Source organism: Burkholderia sp. AU19243, assembly GCF_018148075.1.
GTDB classification, from domain to species: Bacteria; Pseudomonadota; Gammaproteobacteria; order Burkholderiales; family Burkholderiaceae; genus Burkholderia; species Burkholderia latens_A.
Genome location: NZ_JAGSTV010000005.1, coordinates 251,086 through 269,234, shown reverse-complemented (window position 1 = coordinate 269,234; position 18,149 = coordinate 251,086). Strand labels below are relative to the sequence as shown.

At 66.0% G+C, this 18,149-nt stretch carries 13 protein-coding genes; 12 read left to right on the top strand and 1 reads right to left on the bottom strand.

Annotation, left to right across the window (positions count from 1 at the left end; genetic code table 11):
• The first annotated feature begins 56 nt into the window (after positions 1-56).
• The 12 genes from KDW55_RS12455 to KDW55_RS12400 all read left to right on the top strand — a co-directional run bounded on the left by KDW55_RS12455 (position 57) and on the right by KDW55_RS12400 (position 16,606).
• Positions 57-1,670, top strand: a complete 1,614-nt coding sequence (locus KDW55_RS12455; protein ID WP_212148641.1) for a sugar ABC transporter ATP-binding protein — start codon at positions 57-59, stop codon at positions 1,668-1,670.
• Complete coding sequence (locus KDW55_RS12450; protein ID WP_040144145.1) at positions 1,667-2,686, top strand: ABC transporter permease; 1,020 nt, start codon at positions 1,667-1,669, stop codon at positions 2,684-2,686. The genes KDW55_RS12455 and KDW55_RS12450 overlap by 4 nt, the downstream gene beginning before the upstream one ends.
• A gap of 35 nt (positions 2,687-2,721) precedes the next feature.
• Positions 2,722-3,753, top strand: coding sequence for a LacI family DNA-binding transcriptional regulator (locus KDW55_RS12445; RefSeq protein WP_040144146.1), 1,032 nt, complete (start codon positions 2,722-2,724; stop codon positions 3,751-3,753).
• Complete coding sequence (rbsK, locus tag KDW55_RS12440) at positions 3,750-4,679, top strand: ribokinase (protein WP_069241370.1); 930 nt, start codon at positions 3,750-3,752, stop codon at positions 4,677-4,679. Before KDW55_RS12445 ends, rbsK begins: the two co-directional genes overlap by 4 nt.
• A 266-nt stretch (positions 4,680-4,945) precedes the next feature.
• The gene (locus KDW55_RS12435; RefSeq protein WP_069241371.1) at positions 4,946-6,742 is read left to right on the top strand and encodes a methyl-accepting chemotaxis protein; all 1,797 of its coding nucleotides are present in this window, start codon (positions 4,946-4,948) and stop codon (positions 6,740-6,742) included.
• A 510-nt stretch (positions 6,743-7,252) separates the two neighbouring features.
• Positions 7,253-9,175: a PrkA family serine protein kinase gene (locus KDW55_RS12430; protein WP_040144148.1), complete on the top strand. Its 1,923-nt coding sequence runs from the start codon at positions 7,253-7,255 to the stop codon at positions 9,173-9,175.
• A gap of 125 nt (positions 9,176-9,300) precedes the next feature.
• Positions 9,301-10,569, top strand: a complete 1,269-nt coding sequence (locus tag KDW55_RS12425; RefSeq protein ID WP_040144149.1) for a YeaH/YhbH family protein — start codon at positions 9,301-9,303, stop codon at positions 10,567-10,569.
• The gene (locus KDW55_RS12420) at positions 10,566-12,245 is read left to right on the top strand and encodes a SpoVR family protein (protein WP_040144150.1); all 1,680 of its coding nucleotides are present in this window, start codon (positions 10,566-10,568) and stop codon (positions 12,243-12,245) included. The genes KDW55_RS12425 and KDW55_RS12420 overlap by 4 nt, the downstream gene beginning before the upstream one ends.
• A gap of 231 nt (positions 12,246-12,476) precedes the next feature.
• The gene (locus tag KDW55_RS12415) at positions 12,477-13,781 is read left to right on the top strand and encodes an MFS family transporter (RefSeq protein ID WP_040144151.1); all 1,305 of its coding nucleotides are present in this window, start codon (positions 12,477-12,479) and stop codon (positions 13,779-13,781) included.
• 449 nt (positions 13,782-14,230) lie between these two features.
• Entirely contained in the window at positions 14,231-15,046 is an 816-nt protein-coding gene (locus KDW55_RS12410; RefSeq protein WP_040144943.1) for an ABC transporter substrate-binding protein, read from the top strand.
• Positions 15,047-15,155: 109 nt separating this feature from the next.
• Complete coding sequence (locus tag KDW55_RS12405) at positions 15,156-15,878, top strand: amino acid ABC transporter permease (protein ID WP_212160646.1); 723 nt, start codon at positions 15,156-15,158, stop codon at positions 15,876-15,878.
• A 2-nt stretch (positions 15,879-15,880) separates the two neighbouring features.
• Positions 15,881-16,606: an amino acid ABC transporter permease gene (locus KDW55_RS12400; protein WP_212160645.1), complete on the top strand. Its 726-nt coding sequence runs from the start codon at positions 15,881-15,883 to the stop codon at positions 16,604-16,606.
• Positions 16,607-16,760: 154 nt separating this feature from the next.
• Here the strand turns inward: KDW55_RS12400 and KDW55_RS12395 are convergent, their stop codons facing one another.
• Complete coding sequence (locus KDW55_RS12395) at positions 16,761-18,038, bottom strand: M23 family metallopeptidase (protein ID WP_059544167.1); 1,278 nt, start codon at positions 18,036-18,038, stop codon at positions 16,761-16,763.
• Between the last annotated feature and the right edge of the window lie 111 nt (positions 18,039-18,149).

Genomic DNA, 18,149 nt, shown 5'->3' with positions numbered 1-18,149 from the left:
CTTGCACTTGTGAGCGTCATATCCGCGCCCCGCGCGCGGCCGCAACCAGGATCGCGATGGAACCGACCTTCCAACCCTCCCGTTCAGCCGTTCCCGTACTGTCCGTCGCCGGCATCGGCAAGACCTATGCCGAACCCGTGCTCGCCGACGTCACGCTGACGCTCGCGGCCGGCGAAGCGCTCGCGCTGACCGGCGAGAACGGTGCGGGCAAGAGCACGCTGTCGAAGATCATCGGCGGCCTCGTCGATCCGACGGCGGGCACGATGCTGCTCGGCGGCGAAGCCTATGCGCCGGCGAGCCGCACGCAGGCCGAGGCGCTCGGCGTGCGCATGGTGATGCAGGAGCTGAACCTGCTGCCGACGCTGACCGTCGCCGAAAACCTGTTTCTGAACCGTCTGCCGCGCCGCTTCGGCATCATCGACCGTGCGCGGCTGCGGGACGACGCGCGTGCCGCGATGGCGCAGGTCGGGCTCGATTCGGTCGATCCCGACACGCCGGTCGGCGCGCTTGGCATCGGCCACCAGCAGATGGTCGAGATTGCGCGCAATCTGATCGGCGACTGTCGCGTGCTGATTCTCGACGAGCCGACCGCAATGCTGACCGCGCGCGAAGTCGAACTGCTGTTCGAGCAGATCGACAGGCTGAAGGCGCGCGGCGTCGCGATCGTCTATATTTCGCACCGGCTCGAGGAACTCGCGCGGGTCGCCGAGCGCGTCGCGGTGCTGCGCGACGGCCGGCTCGTGCATGTGGGCGACATGGCCGCGACGACGTCCGACGCGCTCGTCACGCTGATGGTCGGGCGCGAGATCGGCGAGCACATCGATCTCGGCGTGCGCCGGCTCGGCGCGCCGCGGCTCGCGGTGTCCGGGATGACGCGCGGCACGGCGGTGCGCGACGTGTCGCTGGAAGTGCGCGCCGGCGAAATCTTCGGCGTTTCGGGGCTGATCGGCGCCGGGCGCACCGAATTGCTGCGCCTGATCTACGGCGCCGATACGCCGGATGCGGGAACCATCGCGGTCGGCGATCCGCCGAAGCCGGTGCGCATCGAGTCGCCGGTCGACGCGGTCAGGCACGGTATCGCGCTGATCACCGAGGATCGCAAGGGTGAGGGGCTGCTGCTGACGCAATCGGTCACGTCGAACGTGTCGCTCGGCCAGCTCGACCGGCTCGCGCGCGGCGGCATCGTCGATACGGCGCGCGAGACGGCGCTCGCCGAGCAGCAGATCGACGCGTTGCGGATCCGTACCCACGGCGCCGCGCAGGCCGTCGGCGAACTGTCGGGCGGCAACCAGCAAAAGGTCGTGATCGGCCGCTGGCTCGCACGCGACATGGGCGTGCTGCTGTTCGACGAGCCGACCCGCGGAATCGACGTCGGCGCGAAGTTCGAGATCTACACGCTGATGGGCGCGCTCGCGCGCGAAGGCCGTGCGCTGGTCGTCGTATCGAGCGATCTGCGCGAACTGATGCTGATTTGCGACCGGATCGGCGTGATGTCGGCCGGCCGCATGACCGCCGTGTTCGAGCGCGGCAACTGGACCCAGGATGCGCTGCTGGCGGCGGCGTTCGCCGGCTTCGGCCGCGAAGCGCTGCCCGAAGGCGTGCGCCATCCGGACGCGGGAGCGGCGCCGCGCGCGGCTTCCGGCACTTCGACGACAGGATCCCAGCAATGACCCAGCCCCCCGTATCCCCGAGCGACGCCGGCGCGCAGCAGGACGTAACCGGGCGCCGTGCGCGCACGCTGTCCGGCACGCGGCTCGGCGTGTCGAACTACCTCGGGCTCGCCGGCGCGCTCGTCGCGATGATCGCGCTGTTTTCGGCGCTGAGCTCGCATTTCCTGACCTACGATACGTTCAGTACGATCGCGAACCAGATCCCCGATCTCGTCGTGATGTCGGTCGGGATGACCTTCGTGCTGATCATCGCCGGCATCGACCTGTCGGTGGGTTCGGTGCTCGCGCTGGCCGCGTCGATGGTCAGCGTGGCCGCGCTGAAATGGCAATGGGGGCCGTTGCCGGCCGCGCTGATCGGGATCGCGGTCGCGACCGCGACGGGCTCGCTGACGGGCGCGATCACGGTGGGCTGGCGGATTCCGTCGTTCATCGTGTCGCTCGGCGTGCTGGAGGCCGCGCGCGGTGTCGCGTATCAGCTGACGAATTCGCGCACGGCCTACATCGGCGACGCGTTCGATTTCCTGTCGAACCCGATCGCGCTGGGCATCTCGCCGGCGTTCCTGATCGCGGTCGTGGTGATGATTGCCGCGCAGTTCGTGCTGACGCGCACCGTGTTCGGCCGTTATCTGGTCGGGATCGGCACGAACGAGGAGGCAGTGCGGCTTGCCGGGGTTAACCCGCGGCCGTATAAAATCCTCGTATTCGCATTGATGGGGGCGCTCGCGGGGCTCGCGTCGCTGTTCCAGATTTCGCGGCTCGAGGCCGCCGACCCGAATGCGGGCGCAGGCCTCGAACTGCAGGTGATCGCCGCCGTCGTGATCGGCGGCACGAGCCTGATGGGCGGGCGCGGCTCGGTGATCAGCACGTTCTTCGGCGTGTTGATCATCTCGGTGCTGGCCGCCGGACTCGCGCAGATCGGCGCGAACGAGCCGACCAAACGGATCATCACCGGGGCGGTGATCGTGGTGGCGGTCGTGCTCGATACGTATCGCAGCCGGCGCGCGCGCGCCCGGTAGAACTACACAGAAAGCAGACCAGAGAGAAACGGGAAATGGCGACGATCAAGGATGTGGCGGCCATGGCGGGCGTGTCGTTTACGACCGTCTCGCACGTGGTGAACAATTCGCGGCCGGTGTCCGCGGATGTGCGTGCGAAGGTCGAAGGCGCGATCCGCGAGCTGAACTACGTGCCGTCGGCGGTGGCGCGTTCGCTGAAGGCGCGCGCGACGGCGACCATCGGCCTCGTCGTGCCGAACAGCACGAATCCGTACTTCGCGGAGCTGGCGCGCGGTATCGAGGACCAGTGCGCGGCGAACGGCTATTGCGTGTTCTTCTGCAACTCGGACGACGATCCGGTGAAGCAGCGCAACTACCTGCGCGTGCTCCAGGAAAAGCGCATCGACGGGCTGATCGTCGCGTCGGCCGGCGAGGACGCCGTGCTCGCGCAGACGCTTGCCGACGCGCACGCGCCGCTCGTCGTCGTCGACCGCAACATCGAGGGGCTCGCCGCCGACCTCGTGCAGATCGATCACGAGCGCGGCGCTTACCTCGCGACGCGCCACCTGCTCGAACTCGGGCATGCGAAGATCGGCTGCATCACCGGCCCGACCGACACGGCCGTCAGCGCGATGCGCGTGCACGGCTTCATCCGCGCAATGGCCGAGCGCGGGATCGACATCGTGCCGGGTGCGATCGCGGAAAGCGACTTCTCGTGCCTTGGCGGCTACCACGCGGCGGCCCGGCTGTTCGAGTCGGTGCGTCCGAGCGCGATTTTCGCGGGCAACGACCTGATGGGCGTCGGCGCGCTGCGCGCGGCGGCCGAGCGCGGGCTGCGCGTGCCGGACGAGTGCTCGATCATCGGTTTCGACGACATCGAATTCTCCCGTTACACGTATCCGGCGCTGTCTACGGTGGGCCAGTCGGTGCGCGCGCTCGGCGAGATGGCCGCGCAGACGCTAATCGAGCGGATTGGCGGCGGCTCGTCGGCCGCGCCGAGCCGGCGTCGCGTCGTGTCGCCGCGCCTCGTGCTGCGCGAATCGACGGCGATCTACCGCGAGCCGGCCGCGTCCGGCGATCGCGCATGACGGCGCGCCGCACGGGCGCCGGCCGGGTGACGGTGGTCGGCAGCCTCAACATGGATCTCGTCGTGCGCGCACCGCGTCTGCCGGTGCCGGGCGAGACGCTCGCCGGCCGAGCGTATGCGCAGGCGGCAGGCGGCAAGGGCGGCAATCAGGCCGTCGCGGCCGCGCGTCTTGGCGCCCGGGTCGCGATGATCGGCTGCGTCGGTGCGGACGCGCACGGCGCCGCGCTGCGGGCCGGCCTCGAAGCGGAAGGAATCGATTGCGCGGGGCTGTCCACCAGCACGGCGGCGTCGACCGGCGTCGCGCTGATCGTCGTCGACGATGCGAGCCAGAACACGATCGTGATCGTCGCCGGCGGCAACGGCGAAGTCACGCCCGATACGGTCGCGCGGCACGAGGCCGCGCTGGCCGCGACCGACGTGCTGATCTGCCAGCTCGAGACGCCGCCTGATGCGGTGCATGCGGCGCTGTCGGCGGGCCGGCGGCTCGGCCGCACGGTGGTGCTGAATCCGGCGCCGGCGGTCGCGCCGCTGCCGGACGGCTGGCTGCCGCTCGTCGATTACCTGATCCCGAACGAGGTCGAGGCGGCCGCGCTGACCGGGCTGCCGGTGCGCGATCCGGCCGATGCGGAAGCGGCCGCCCGCGCGTTGCAGGCGGCCGGCGCGCGCAACGTGCTGATCACGCTCTCCGCGCGCGGCGTGCTCGCGCTCACCGCCGACGGCGCGGCGCGCCATTATCCGGCGCCGGTCGTACGCGCGCTCGACACGACCGCGGCCGGCGATACGTTCATCGGCGGCTTTGCCGCGCGGATCGCGGCCGGCGACGACGTCGATCCCGCGATTCGCTTCGCGCAACGCGCGGCGGCACTGTCGGTCACGCGCGCCGGCGCGCAGCCGTCGATTCCCACGCTCGCGGAACTGGCCGAATAGGCTCGGTCGTCCGTCACGGCCGGCGCGTGCCGCCGGCCGTTTCTTCCCGATTTCCCGACACCGGCACCCGCGCCGCCTTCCGTTCGCGCAGGCGTGCGTTGTATCGTCCCCATCATTCAAGAATTCGTAATGAACTAAGGAATTGCGGGGAAAATTGCTGTCAATACCATCAAGTTGCGCAACAGACGGTCGTAAATGAGTCAGAGCGAAACACTGTTTCGAAAACGGGCCTCGCCCGTCCTTGACGACGCAACACAGGAAGAATGATGGTGATCCGAAACCTGACCATACGTGCGCGCATCGGTCTGACGATGGCGTTTCTCGCGGTGCTGCTGGCGGCGATCGGCATACTCGGCATTTACGGGATGACGACGGCGAACGACTCGACGCGCGAAATCTTCACGAACCAGATGCCGAGCGCGGTCAACGTAGCCGTTGCGGACACGTATGCTGCGCGCGAGCGTCTGGCGCTCGACCGTGCGGCGCTGCTGGCGGGTACGCCGGACTCCGCCGCGGCAGTGGAGCGCAGCCGCGCGATGCGCACGCAGTCCGATGCGTGGTGGCAAAAGTACCTCGCGTTGCCGCGCGGCCCGGAGGAAGACCGGCTCGCGCAGGACGTCGCCGCGAAGCGGCAGGCGCTGCAGCGCAGCTGCGACGCGTTCGGCAGCCTCGTCACGGCGGGCGACCACGACCGGATCGGCGAAGGCGCGAAGCAGCTCCAGGTGTTGTACAACGAGCTCGCGAACGCGAGCGAAGCGCTGCGCAACTTCCAGTTCAGCGATGCGCAGAGGGGCTTCGATCACGCGGAATCGGTGCATGAAACGCTGCGCGCGGCGTCGATCGCCGCGCTGGTGGCCGGCTTCGTCGCGGCGGCACTGTCGTGGCTGACGCTCACGCGCGCGATCGGCCGCCCGATCGCGGACGCGCTCGCGCATTTCGACGCGATTGCCGCCGGCGACCTGCGCCGCACGATCGTCGTGCAGCGCCGCGACGAAATGGGTCAGCTCCTCGACGGTCTCGCGAGGATGCAGCGCGGGCTCGTCGATACGGTGCGCACGGTGCGCGGCGGCAGCGAGTCGATTGCGACCGCGGCGCGGCAGATCGCGGCCGGCAACATCGACCTGTCGTCGCGCACGGAGGAGCAGGCCGCCGCGTTGCAGGAAACGGCCTCGAGCATGGAACAGCTGACGGGCACCGTGAAGCAGAACGCGGACAATGCGCGGCAGGCAAGCTCGCTGGCCGCGAATGCGTCGGAAATTGCAAACAAGGGTAATACGGTGGTCGGCCAGGTGGTCGGCACGATGGGCGAGATCAACGACAGCTCCGCGAAGATCGCGGACATCATCGCGATCATCGAGGGAATCGCGTTCCAGACCAACATTCTGGCGCTGAACGCGGCCGTCGAAGCCGCGCGTGCCGGCGAGGAAGGGCGCGGTTTCGCGGTGGTCGCGGGCGAGGTGCGCAGCCTCGCGCAGCGCTCGTCGAGCGCGGCCAAGGAAATCAAGGCGCTGATCGACGCGTCGGTGGAGCGTATTCGCACGGGTTCGACGCTGGTCGATGAAGCCGGGCGCACGATGAGCGACGTGATCAGCGCGGTACAGCGCGTGACCGACATCATGGGCGAGATCGCGGCGGCTTCCGAAGAACAGAGCGGCGGTATCGACCAGGTCGCGCGTGCGGTCGCGCAGATGGACGAAGTCACGCAGCAGAACGCGGCGCTCGTCGAGGAAGCGGCCGCCGCCGCGCAATCACTCGACGAACAGGCGGCACGCCTGCGCGAGGCGGCGTCGGTGTTCCGGATCGACGACGACGCGGTGCGGCCGGCGGCTAGCGCGACCGCCGCCGTTGCGGTGCGTCAAAAGCCGCGCGCGGCGGTCACGCCGGTTGCCGCGCCGGCACCGGCGCCCGCACGTGACGAGCGGGATGCGCGCGACGTACGCGACGCAGCGGCGCAGCGCACGGCAATTGCTCCGTCTGCTCGCAAACCCGTGGCCACATCCGCCGCGCCTGCACAGGCGGCGGTTGCGGCCGGCGCTGGCGGCGACGACTGGGAGACGTTCTGATTCGCGGAGGCTCGCGCATCTATCCCTATTTGGCAACGCTCGGCGCCCGCGGCATGCGGGCGTCGTCGTTTTCGCGACCGGCGGAATGTGACAGTCGCGCCGACACAGCCGCGCGTCGTCACGCGTTCCGTCTGTGCATTCGCGTGCCGCGCCATCGTGGAAGATGCGAAAAAAATTTGTAACGATGCACGGGCGGCGTCATCGCAGAGGACCGCTCGAACGTATAGGGATGCAGAGGGGGAAGAAGGGAGGGTGGCGACACCGGAGGTGTCCAACGCACGAGACGATTCGATGCTCGACGAGACGCGGCGGATGCAGTTTCTGCGGCTCGGGGCAACAATTGTAAAGCGTCGAAATGCGTTGTCCAAGCGGGGTTGTCGAGAATGACGAACTTCATACGAAGAGTTCGTGAAAAAAAATAAGAAAGGGTTTAGGATGAATTCGAACGCGCTTGCTTCTGCGCAGTCATAGAAGGCAGGCACGTCTTCAGACTCAGGCGAGGGAGGTAGCATGGATATTTACAGCAGCTTCGCGAACCGCTTCGAAAAAACGCGAGAGGAAGAGTTCTCGCTGGAGGAGTATCTCGCGCTCTGCAAGAACGATCCGTCAGCGTACGCCACGGCTGGCGAACGCATGCTGGCTGCAATCGGGGAACCGGAACAAATCGATACCCGCAACGACCCGCGCCTGTCGCGGATCTTCGCGAACAAGGTCATCAAGGTCTATCCGGCGTTCCGTGAGTTCTACGGAATGGAGGAAGTGATCGAGCAGGTGGTCGCGTATTTCCGCCACGCTGCGCAAGGGCTCGAAGAGAAGAAGCAGATCCTCTACCTGCTCGGCCCGGTCGGCGGCGGCAAGTCGTCGATCGCCGAGCGTCTGAAGCAGCTGATGGAGCGCGTGCCGTTCTATTCGCTGAAGGGTTCGCCCGTCAACGAATCGCCGCTCGGGCTGTTCGACTACGACGAAGACGGCCCGATCCTCGAAGAGCAGTACGGCATTCCGCGCCGTTACCTGAAGAGCATCCTGAGTCCGTGGGCGGTCAAGCGCCTGCACGAATACAACGGCGACATCCGCCAGTTCCGCGTGGTGCGCCGCTATCCGTCGATCCTGCGGCAGATCGGCATCGCCAAGACGGAGCCTGGCGACGAAAACAATCAGGACATCTCGTCGCTCGTCGGCAAGGTCGACATTCGCAAGCTCGAGCAGTACGCACAGGACGATGCCGACGCATACAGCTACTCGGGCGGCCTGTGTCTCGCGAACCAGGGCCTGCTCGAATTCGTCGAAATGTTCAAGGCGCCGATCAAGGTGCTGCACCCGTTGCTCACTGCAACGCAGGAGGGCAACTTCAAGGGCACCGAAGGATTCGGCGCGATTCCGTTCGACGGCGTGATTCTCGCGCACTCGAACGAGTCGGAGTGGAAGGCGTTCCGCAACAACCGCAACAACGAAGCACTGCTCGACCGGATCTTCGTCGTGAAGGTGCCGTACTGCCTGCGCGTGTCGGAAGAGATCAAGATCTACGAGAAGCTGATCCGCAATTCATCGCTCGCGGAAGCCGTGTGCGCGCCGGGCACGCTGAAGATGATGTCGCAGTTCTCGGTGCTGTCGCGCCTGCACGAGCCGGAGAATTCGAGCCTGTTCTCGAAGATGCAGGTGTATGACGGCGAAAACCTCAAGGACACCGATCCGAAAGCGAAGTCGTACCAGGAATATCGCGACTACGCAGGCGTTGACGAAGGGATGACCGGCGTGTCGACGCGCTTCGCGTTCAAGATCCTGTCGCGCGTGTTCAACTTCGATACGAGCGAAGTCGCGGCGAACCCCGTGCATCTGATGTACGTGCTCGAACAGCAGATCGAACGCGAGCAGTTCCCGCCGGAAACGGAGCAGAAATATCTGTCGTTCGTGAAGGACGTGCTGGCATCGCGCTACGCGGAGTTCATCGGCAAGGAGATCCAGACCGCGTATCTCGAGTCGTATTCCGAGTACGGGCAGAACATCTTCGATCGCTACGTCACGTATGCCGACTTCTGGATCCAGGACCAGGAATTCCGCGATCACGACACGGGCGAGAGCTTCGATCGCGCCGCGCTGAACGCGGAGCTGGAGAAGATCGAGAAGCCGGCCGGGATCAGCAATCCGAAGGATTTCCGCAACGAGATCGTGAACTTCGTGTTGCGCGCACGGGCGGCGAATGCCGGGAAGAATCCCGTATGGACGAGCTACGAGAAGTTGCGGGTCGTGATCGAGAAGAAGATGTTCTCGAATACCGAGGAACTGTTGCCGGTCATTTCGTTCAACGCGAAGGGCTCGGCCGAGGAGCAGCGCAAGCATGAGGACTTTGTGAACCGAATGGTCGCGAAGGGCTATACGCCGAAGCAGGTGAGGCTGCTTTGCGACTGGTACCTGCGCGTGCGCAAGTCGTCATGACGCGCGCGGTACCGCGCCCGTGCGGTTCGTCCGCACGGGCGACTTCAGAGACGCCGCCCGCATGACGGCAGACGGCATGTGCGGCGAGCGTCCCGGCATATCGACTTTCGAGCGGGAGACCGGGAGTGCTTCATCAAATCATCGACCGCAGGCTGGCCGGCAAGAACAAGAGCATCGCCAACCGCGAACGCTTTCTGCGTCGCGTCAAGAACTACATTCGTCGTGCCGTGTCCGACGCGGTGCGCGACCGTAGCATCAAGGATATCCAGAGCACGCAAAGCATCACGATCCCGCGCAAGGACATCGCGGAGCCGAATTTCCGGCACGCGCCGGGCGGCCGTCGCGAGTACGTGCACCCCGGCAACGAGGACTACGTGCGCGGCGACAAGATTCCGCGGCCGCAGGGCGGCTCGGGTGGCGGCGGCAGTCAGGCGAGCAACGAGGGCGAAGGGCAGGACGACTTCGTGTTCGAACTGTCCCGCGACGAGTTCATGCAGTACTTCTTCGACGACCTCGAACTGCCGCGCCTCGTGAAGACGCACCTGCTGACGGTGCCGAGCTGGAAAAACGTGCGCGCGGGCTGGTCGGCGGAAGGCACGCCGAACAACATCGACGTCGTGCGTTCGCTCAGAAGCGCGCTCGGCCGGCGCATCGCGCTCGGCTCGCCGCTCGTCAACGAACTGCGCGAGCTCGAGGCGCAGCTCGAAGCATTGAAGAGCGACACGGAAGACCGCCGCGCGGAAATCGCGACGCTCGAGGCCGAGATCCATCATCTGAAGGGGCGCATTTGGCGGATTCCGTTCATCGATCCGTTCGACCTGCGTTACATCAATCGCGTGAAGCAACCGCAGCCGTCGAGCCAGGCCGTGATGTTCTGTCTGATGGACGTGTCGGGTTCGATGGACGAGCAGCGCAAGGATCTCGCGAAGCGCTTCTTCATCCTGTTGTATCTGTTCCTGAAGCGCAACTACGAGCGTATCGAGGTCGTGTTCATCCGGCACCACACGCGCGCGGAGGAAGTCGACGAGGATACGTTCTTCCATTCGACCGAAAGCGGCGGCACCGTGGTGTCGAGCGCACTCGAACTGATGCGCAAGGTGATGAACGAGCGCTATTCGCCGACCGAATGGAACATTTACGGTGCGCAGGCGTCCGACGGCGACAACTGGACTGACGATTCGCCGAAGTGTCGCAAAATCCTCGAAGAGGATATCCTCACCAAGACGCGCTACTTCGCGTATATCCAGGTTGCGCCGGAAGAGCAGAACCTGTGGCTGGAATACGCGCAGCTCGCGCTGTCGCAACCGCATCTGGCGATGAAGAAAGTCGAATCGGCTGCCGATATTTACCCGGTGTTTCGCGAATTGTTCGAAAAGCAGGTGGAAATGTCATGACGAGCCGCCATCTGCACAACGAGTCGCGCGGCTACACGCCGCGCCCTTCCGGCGACGATACGTCCGGCACTGCCGCATCGCAGCAACGCGGCCCGGCCGAACCGGCGCCGCCGGCCGCCGACTTGCCCGCCGCCGGGCAAAAGGAAGCGCGTATGAACGTTGCCGAACGCAAGCCGTTGCCGTGTCCGTCCGACTGGACGTTCGAACTGCTCGAGGAATACGACACGCACATCGCGCAGGTCGCCGAGCAATACGAACTCGACATCTATCCGATCCAGCTCGAACTGATCAGCGCCGAGCAGATGATGGATGCGTATGCGTCGGTCGGGATGCCGGTCAATTATCGCCACTGGTCGTTCGGCAAGCATTTCCTCGCGACCGAGAAAAGCTATCGCCGCGGCCAGATGGGCCTCGCGTACGAAATCGTCATCAACTCGAATCCGTGCATCGCGTATCTGATGGAAGAGAACACGATGACGATGCAGGCGCTGGTGATCGCGCATGCGGCGTACGGACACAATTCGTTCTTCAAGGGCAACTACCTGTTCAGGCTGTGGACCGATGCGCACGCGATCATCGATTACCTCGTGTACGCGAAGAACTACGTCGCCGAATGCGAGGAGCGTTATGGCCTCGACCGCGTCGAGGAACTGCTCGATTCGTGCCATGCGCTGATGAACTACGGCGTCGACCGCTACAAGCGGCCGCAGAAGCCTTCGCTGTCGAAAGAGGCTGCGCTGCGCCGCGAACGCGAGGCGTATCTGCAGTCGCAGGTCAACGAGCTGTGGCGCACACTGCCGGGCCGCAAGCCTGAGCTCGCGGAAGAGCAGGAGGAACGCTATCCGCCGGAGCCGCAGGAGAACCTGCTGTATTTCGCGGAGAAGAATGCGCCGCTGCTCGAGCCGTGGGAGCGGGAAGTGATCCGCATCGTGCGCAAGATCGGCCAGTACTTCTATCCGCAGCGGCAGACGCAGGTGATGAACGAAGGCTGGGCGACGTTCTGGCACTACACGCTGCTCAATACGCTGTACAACCAGGGCAAGCTGGAAGACGGCTTCATGATGGAGTTCCTGCATTCGCACAGCAACGTGGTGTATCAGCCGCCCGTCACGAAGCCGTACTACAGCGGGATTAACCCGTATGCGCTCGGCTTCTCGATGATGAGCGACATCCGGCGGATTTGCGAAGCGCCGACGGAGGAAGACTACAAGTGGTTTCCGGAGATCGCGGGCACGCCGTGGCTGCCGGCGATGCACTATGCGATGCGCAACTTCAAGGACGAGAGCTTCATTGCGCAGTACCTGTCGCCGAACCTGATCCGCGAGATGCGACTGTTCTCGGTGCTCGACGACGACATGCGCGATTCGCTGGAGGTGTCGGCGATCCACGACGAATCCGGTTACCAGTACGTGCGGCAGGCGTTGTCGCGGCAGTACGACATCCATCATCGCGAGCCGAACATCCAGGTGTGGGCCGTGAACACGCGCGGCGACCGCAGCCTCACGCTGCGTCACTTCATGACCGACAACCGCCATCTGTCCAACGACAGCGAGGAAGTGCTCAAGCACATGGCGCGGCTCTGGCAGTTCGACGTGTTCCTGGAGAGCGTCGACGAGGCGGGCACCGTGCGCAAGCGCTACGAGTGCCGGTACGTGCCCCCGGAGGTGCGCGTGTGATCGACGAAGAATAGCTTGCATGAAACGCCAGCCTCAGCGCTGGCGTTTTCATATGACGAACGCGTTGCCGGAGAAAATTTTTCTACATCGGGACGAACCCGGAGCGCCCGTTACTTTACATTTCGCTAAAATCCCGTAGCGCCGTGCGCCGGAACCGGTGCCACGTGCGACCGCACGCGGCGGCCCTCGAGCCGTCTCGCCCAGAAAGCACTAAAAGGAACAGACCAACCCATGGACGTCCAGAGCGACCAAGCTGCGCTGTCCGCGCATGACACCCGGCGGCGCGTGTTCGCCATCGTCGGCGCCTCGTCGGGCAACCTCGTCGAGTGGTTCGACTTCTACATCTACTCGTTTTGCGCGCTGTACTTCGCGCCGGCGTTCTTCCCCAGCGGCAACACGACGACGCAACTGCTGAACACGGCGGGCGTGTTCGCGGCCGGCTTCCTGATGCGTCCGATCGGCGGCTGGCTGTTCGGCCGCATCGCCGACCGCCACGGCCGGCGCACGGCGATGATGATCTCGGTGCTGATGATGTGCGGCGGGTCGCTCGTGATCGCGGTGCTGCCGACCTATGCGCAGATCGGCGCGCTCGCGCCGGCACTGCTGCTCGTCGCGCGACTGTTCCAGGGGCTGTCCGTCGGCGGCGAATACGGTACCAGCGCGACCTACATGAGTGAAGTCGCGCTGAAGGGGCGGCGCGGCTTCTTCGCGTCGTTCCAGTACGTGACGCTGATCGGCGGGCAGCTGTGCGCGCTGCTGGTGCTTGTGATCCTGCAGCAGACGCTGTCGGCGGGCGAACTGAAAGCGTGGGGCTGGCGCATTCCGTTCGTCGTCGGTGCGGCGGCCGCGCTGATCTCGCTGTACCTGCGCAAATCGCTCGACGAAACGTCGACGAGCGCGTCGCGCGACAAGAAGGATGCGGGCACGATCCGCGGCGTGTGGCAGCACAAGGGCGCGTTCTTCACGGTGGTCGGCTTCACGGCGGGCGGCTCGCTGATCTTCTATACGTTCACGACGTACATGCAGAAGTACCTGGTCAACACCGCCGGCATGCATGCGAAGACGGCCAGCAACGTGATGACCGTCGCGCTGCTCGTCTACATGCTGATGCAACCGGTGTTCGGCGCGCTGTCCGACAAGATCGGCCGCCGCACGTCGATGATCCTGTTCGGCACGTTTGCGGTGATCGGCACGGTGCCGCTGATGCACGCGCTGAAGACCGTGACGAGCCCGACGGCCGCATTCGTGCTCGTTACCGTCGCGCTGGCGATCGTCAGCTTCTACACGTCGATCAGCGGCCTCATCAAGGCCGAGATGTTCCCGCCCGAAGTGCGCGCGATGGGCGTCGGCCTGTCGTACGCGGTCGCGAACGCGATCTTCGGCGGTTCGGCAGAATACGTCGCGCTGTGGTTCAAGTCGATCGGCAGCGAGGAAACGTTCTACTGGTACGTGACCGCGCTGTGCGCGATCTCGCTGATCGTGTCGTGGCGGATGCGGGATCCGAGCAAGGAAGGGTATCTGCGTCACGAGCCGTGATCGGCTGGGCGGCCACGCTGCCCGCACCGGTGCGACGCACCGAAACGGCGCTCCGCCACGCAGGCGGCGCGCCGTTTTTTCATGCGCGGCGCGTTCGCATCGCCGCGTGCAAGCTCATCGCGCGACCCGCGATATCGATATCGAAATCGCTTCGTTGTTCGCCGCGTACGATGCTTTTATTCTGTGCCCGTAGTTCGTGTGACACCTCCTTGACTGGGATTCGCGCCCGCTGCGTGCAGCGGGCGTTTTTTTGCGTGTTCGCAGAGTGCGCCGCAGCCGTGCACGCGTCATCACGAAACCCGCAGAGCTAAGCACCATTTGTTGGTTCGAAATTGCCGAACGCGCTGATACGTTAGCGGCTTCGCGGCGACACACACTGCGTCGCGATGTTCCTCGAACCGGCCGCCGCGCGATCCGCGGCGGCCTTCATAACAAATCAGGTCGTGCTCATGAAATTCCACACACTCGCCACGTGGCTCGTCGGGGCCGCGCTCGTCACCGCAGGCACGCTTGCGCACGCGGATCGGCTCGACGACATCAAGAAGGCCGGCGTGCTGCGCGTCGCGACGTTCGACAGCAACCCGCCGTTCGGTTATGTCGACGCGAAAAGCAATCACATCGTCGGCCTCGACGTCGACTATGCGAAGGCGCTCGCCGACAAGCTCGGCGTGAAGCTGCAGCTGCAGCCGACGAACCCCGCGAACCGCATTCCGTTTCTGACGTCGGGCAAGGTCGACCTCGTGCTCGCGAACTTCACGATCACCGACGAGCGCGCGAAGCAGGTCGACTTCAGTATTCCGTATTTCTCGTCGGGCCAGCAGTTTCTCGCGAAGAAGGGCGTGCTGAAGTCGGCGGACCAGTTGAACACGCTGCGCGTGGGTGCGGACAAGGGCACGACGAACGAGATCACACTGCGCGAGAAATTCCCGAAGGCGACGATCGTCGCGTACGACGACACGCCGTTCGCGTTCGCCGCGCTGCGCGCCGGCAACGTGCAGGCGATCACGCAGGACGGGCCGAAACTGATCGGCCTGCTCGCGAACGTGCCCGACAAGCAGAACTACGAAATTCCTCCGTTCACGATCTCGAACGACTACATGGGTGTCGGCGTGCCGAAGGGCGAAACGCGGCTGCTCGGCTTCGTGAACGACACGCTGAAGGGGCTCGAGGCGAACGGCCGCGCGGCGCGGATCTACGACGCATGGTTCGGGCCGACGACGAAGACGCCGCTCACGCGCATCTTCCGCATCGGCGACAAGACCTGAGCCGCATACCGGGCGCGCCGCGATCGGACGCCGGCAATGCCGGCGCGCATGGATCGCGGCGCTTTCTACATCCTTTTTCGCGGCGTGTACTGCGCGACCACACCATCGCATGCTCGGGTTGGCTCCCAAATATCTGTCGTGGCTCTGGCACGGCTTCCTGTTGACGCTCGGCCTCGCGGCGGCATCGGCGCTCGCCGCGAGCGTCGGCGGGCTGCTGCTGGCCGTCGCGCGGCATGCCCGCGCCCGGACACTTCGCACGCTCGCGGCAGGCTACATCGTCGCGTTTCGCAACACGCCGCTGCTCGTGCAGTTGCTGTTCTGGTATTTCGGCGTTGCGTCGCTGCTGCCCGATCCATGGATCGCATGGCTGAATGCTCGCCATGAGCTCGGCGCGGGACTGCTCACGCTCGCGTGGCCGTCGTTCGAATTCGTCGCGGGCTGGGTCGGGCTGAGCGCATATACGGCGGCGTTCGTCGCCGAGGAATGCGAAGCCGGGCTGCGCGGCGTGCGCCGCGCGCAGCATGATGCGGCCGCGGCGCTCGGGCTCACGCCGCTGCAGTCACTGCGCTACGTGGTGCTGCCGCAGGCCGTTCGCATTGCGCTGCCGCCGCTGTTCGGCCAATACATGAACCTCGTGAAGAACTCGTCGCTCGCGATGGCGATTGGCGTCGCCGAGCTGTCGTATGCGTCGCGGCAGGTCGAGACCGAGACGTTCAAGACGTTCGCCGCGTTCGGCGTGGCGACCGTGCTGTACGTTGCGGCGGTAGCCGCGATCGAGGCCGGCGCGTATACGGCGACACAATGGCGCGACCGGCTCGGGGCAGGGCGTTGACGATGGACTTCGCACTGCTGCTCTCCAACGTTCCGTACCTGCTGGTCGGTCCGTTTCCGGACGGCCCGCTCGGCGGCGCTGCGCTGTCGCTCGTGCTCGCGATCGCGTCGGCCGTCGCTTCGGCGGTGCTCGGCGTGGCGCTCGGCGTCGCGATGGCGCTCGCGCGCGGGCCGTCACGCGTGCTGCTGCTCGCGTTCGTCGGTTTCTTCCGCGCGATTCCGGTGCTGATGCTCGTCTTCTGGACGTACTTCCTGATGCCGATGCTGCTGCACATGGACGTGCCGGGCCTCGCGACGGTCGTGTGCGCGCTCGCGCTGGTCGGCGGCGCGTATCTCGCGCACGCGGTGCACGCGGGTATCGTCGCAGCCGGCGACGGACAGCGGCAGGCGGGATTGTCGCTCGGGCTCACGCGCTGGCAGACGGTGCGCTACGTGCTGCTGCCGCAGGCGATACGGATCATGACGCCGTCGTTCGTCAACCAGTGGGTCGCGCTGGTGAAGGACACGTCGCTCGCGTATATCGTCGGGGTGCCCGAACTGTCGTTCGTCGCGACACAGGTGAACAACAGATTGATGGTGTATCCGGCCCCGGTCTTTCTGTTCGTCGCGGCGATCTACCTGGTGCTGTGCACGTCGCTCGACGGCGCGGCGCGATGGTTGCTGTCGCGCCGTCCGCGTGAGGCGCGCATCGCGCAGGCGACGCGCGAACGCACCGAACCCGCGCGGTGACGGCGTGCCGCGTGCGATTCACGCGGCGGATTTGCGGCGATGAGGCGGGAACGCCGCCACGTCGCCGCTGCACCGAGCGGCGACGGCCATCGGTGTGCTGCGATGCTTGGCGGCTTCGTCGCGTAAATATCGGCGGACCGCGTTCGCGTGCGCGTCAGGACGCGCTGTAGTGCGTATCGAACACCGCACGCAGCGTGGACGGGCCGGTCGCGAAGTCGCCCCACAGCGGGCCGTCGCTTTGCGCGAATGCGAACGGCGCCGTGCTGATCGATGCCAGGCGGAAGCGCCATTGCGCGGCCTCCTGACGGAATGCGGTGAGCTGCATGTCGGACAGCCCCGTCTGCGCGCTCGCAAGCGTGACGAGCGGATCGACCGGATCGTTCGCGACGCGCACTTCGAAGTGCAGGTGCGGGCCGGTGGCCGCGCCCGTCATCCCGACCGAGCCGATGCGCTGCCCCTGCTTGACGGTTTCGCCGACTTTCAGCCCGCGCGCGTACGCGGACAGGTGCGCGTAGTACGTCGAATAGCCATCCGCGTGATCGACGATCACGTAGCGGCCGTAGCCGCCCGGATCGGTGCCGACGAACGACACGACACCGTCGGCTGCCGCGGTGACGGGCGTGCCCGACGGCGCGGCGAGATCGACGCCCGTATGGAACGCCATTGCCTGCGACAGCGGATGGATGCGCTCGCCGAAGAACGAACTGATGCGCGTCCACTTGACCGGCATCGTGAATGCCGCCGCTTCGAGCGGCGTGCCATCGAGGGCGTAGTACGCACCATGATCGGCGCCCGGCGCGCGGAACCAGATCGCGCCGAACGTGCGGCCCGCGACCCGCAGCTCGACCGCGCTGAGATGCGGCGTGCCGTTGTTCGTGTCGTATGCGACGCGGTAGTAGTCGCCGCGCTGCGCACTCGCGCGCATCGCGACCTTGCCGCTGACGAGATCGCCGAGCTGGATGCGCACTTCGGGCGGCACGTCCAGGCGATTCAGCGTATCGGACAGCGTGAGTTCGATGTCGCCCGCGCGCATCCCGTGCGCGCTTTCGGGCGCCGCGTACTGGAACAGGCTCGTATAGCCGAGCATGTCGTTGCGGTGTGCGCTGAGCGGCGCGAACAGGCCGGGCTGTGCGCTGCGGTTGCTGCGTTCGTCGAATTCGTTGCGCTCGCCGAGCGTGCGTACGAGTTCGCTCGTCACGAAATGCTGTGCGGTGGGAAACGGCGTGTCGGACAGCACGCGCTGCGGCAGCGCCGCGGTGCCGGTGTCGACGGCGCCCGGAAGTTGCGAAACGGCAGGCAGCGCGGCGGCGAGACCGAAGGCGGCAAGGGCGCCGAGCACGGCGGCCGGCACGAGCGCGCGCACGAGGCGCTGCGCGCGGCCGGGCGCGAAAGCATCAGGGGTTGCGGCAGGCTTGACCAAAGGTGTCCACATCCAGGAAAGCGGTTCAAAGAGGTGTGGGCAGGGACCGTCGGCGGTCCATCCGTCGGGTGACGACGGGGGCAGGCGACGGGCGTGCAACAAAACAGGCCCCGCCAGGGGCCT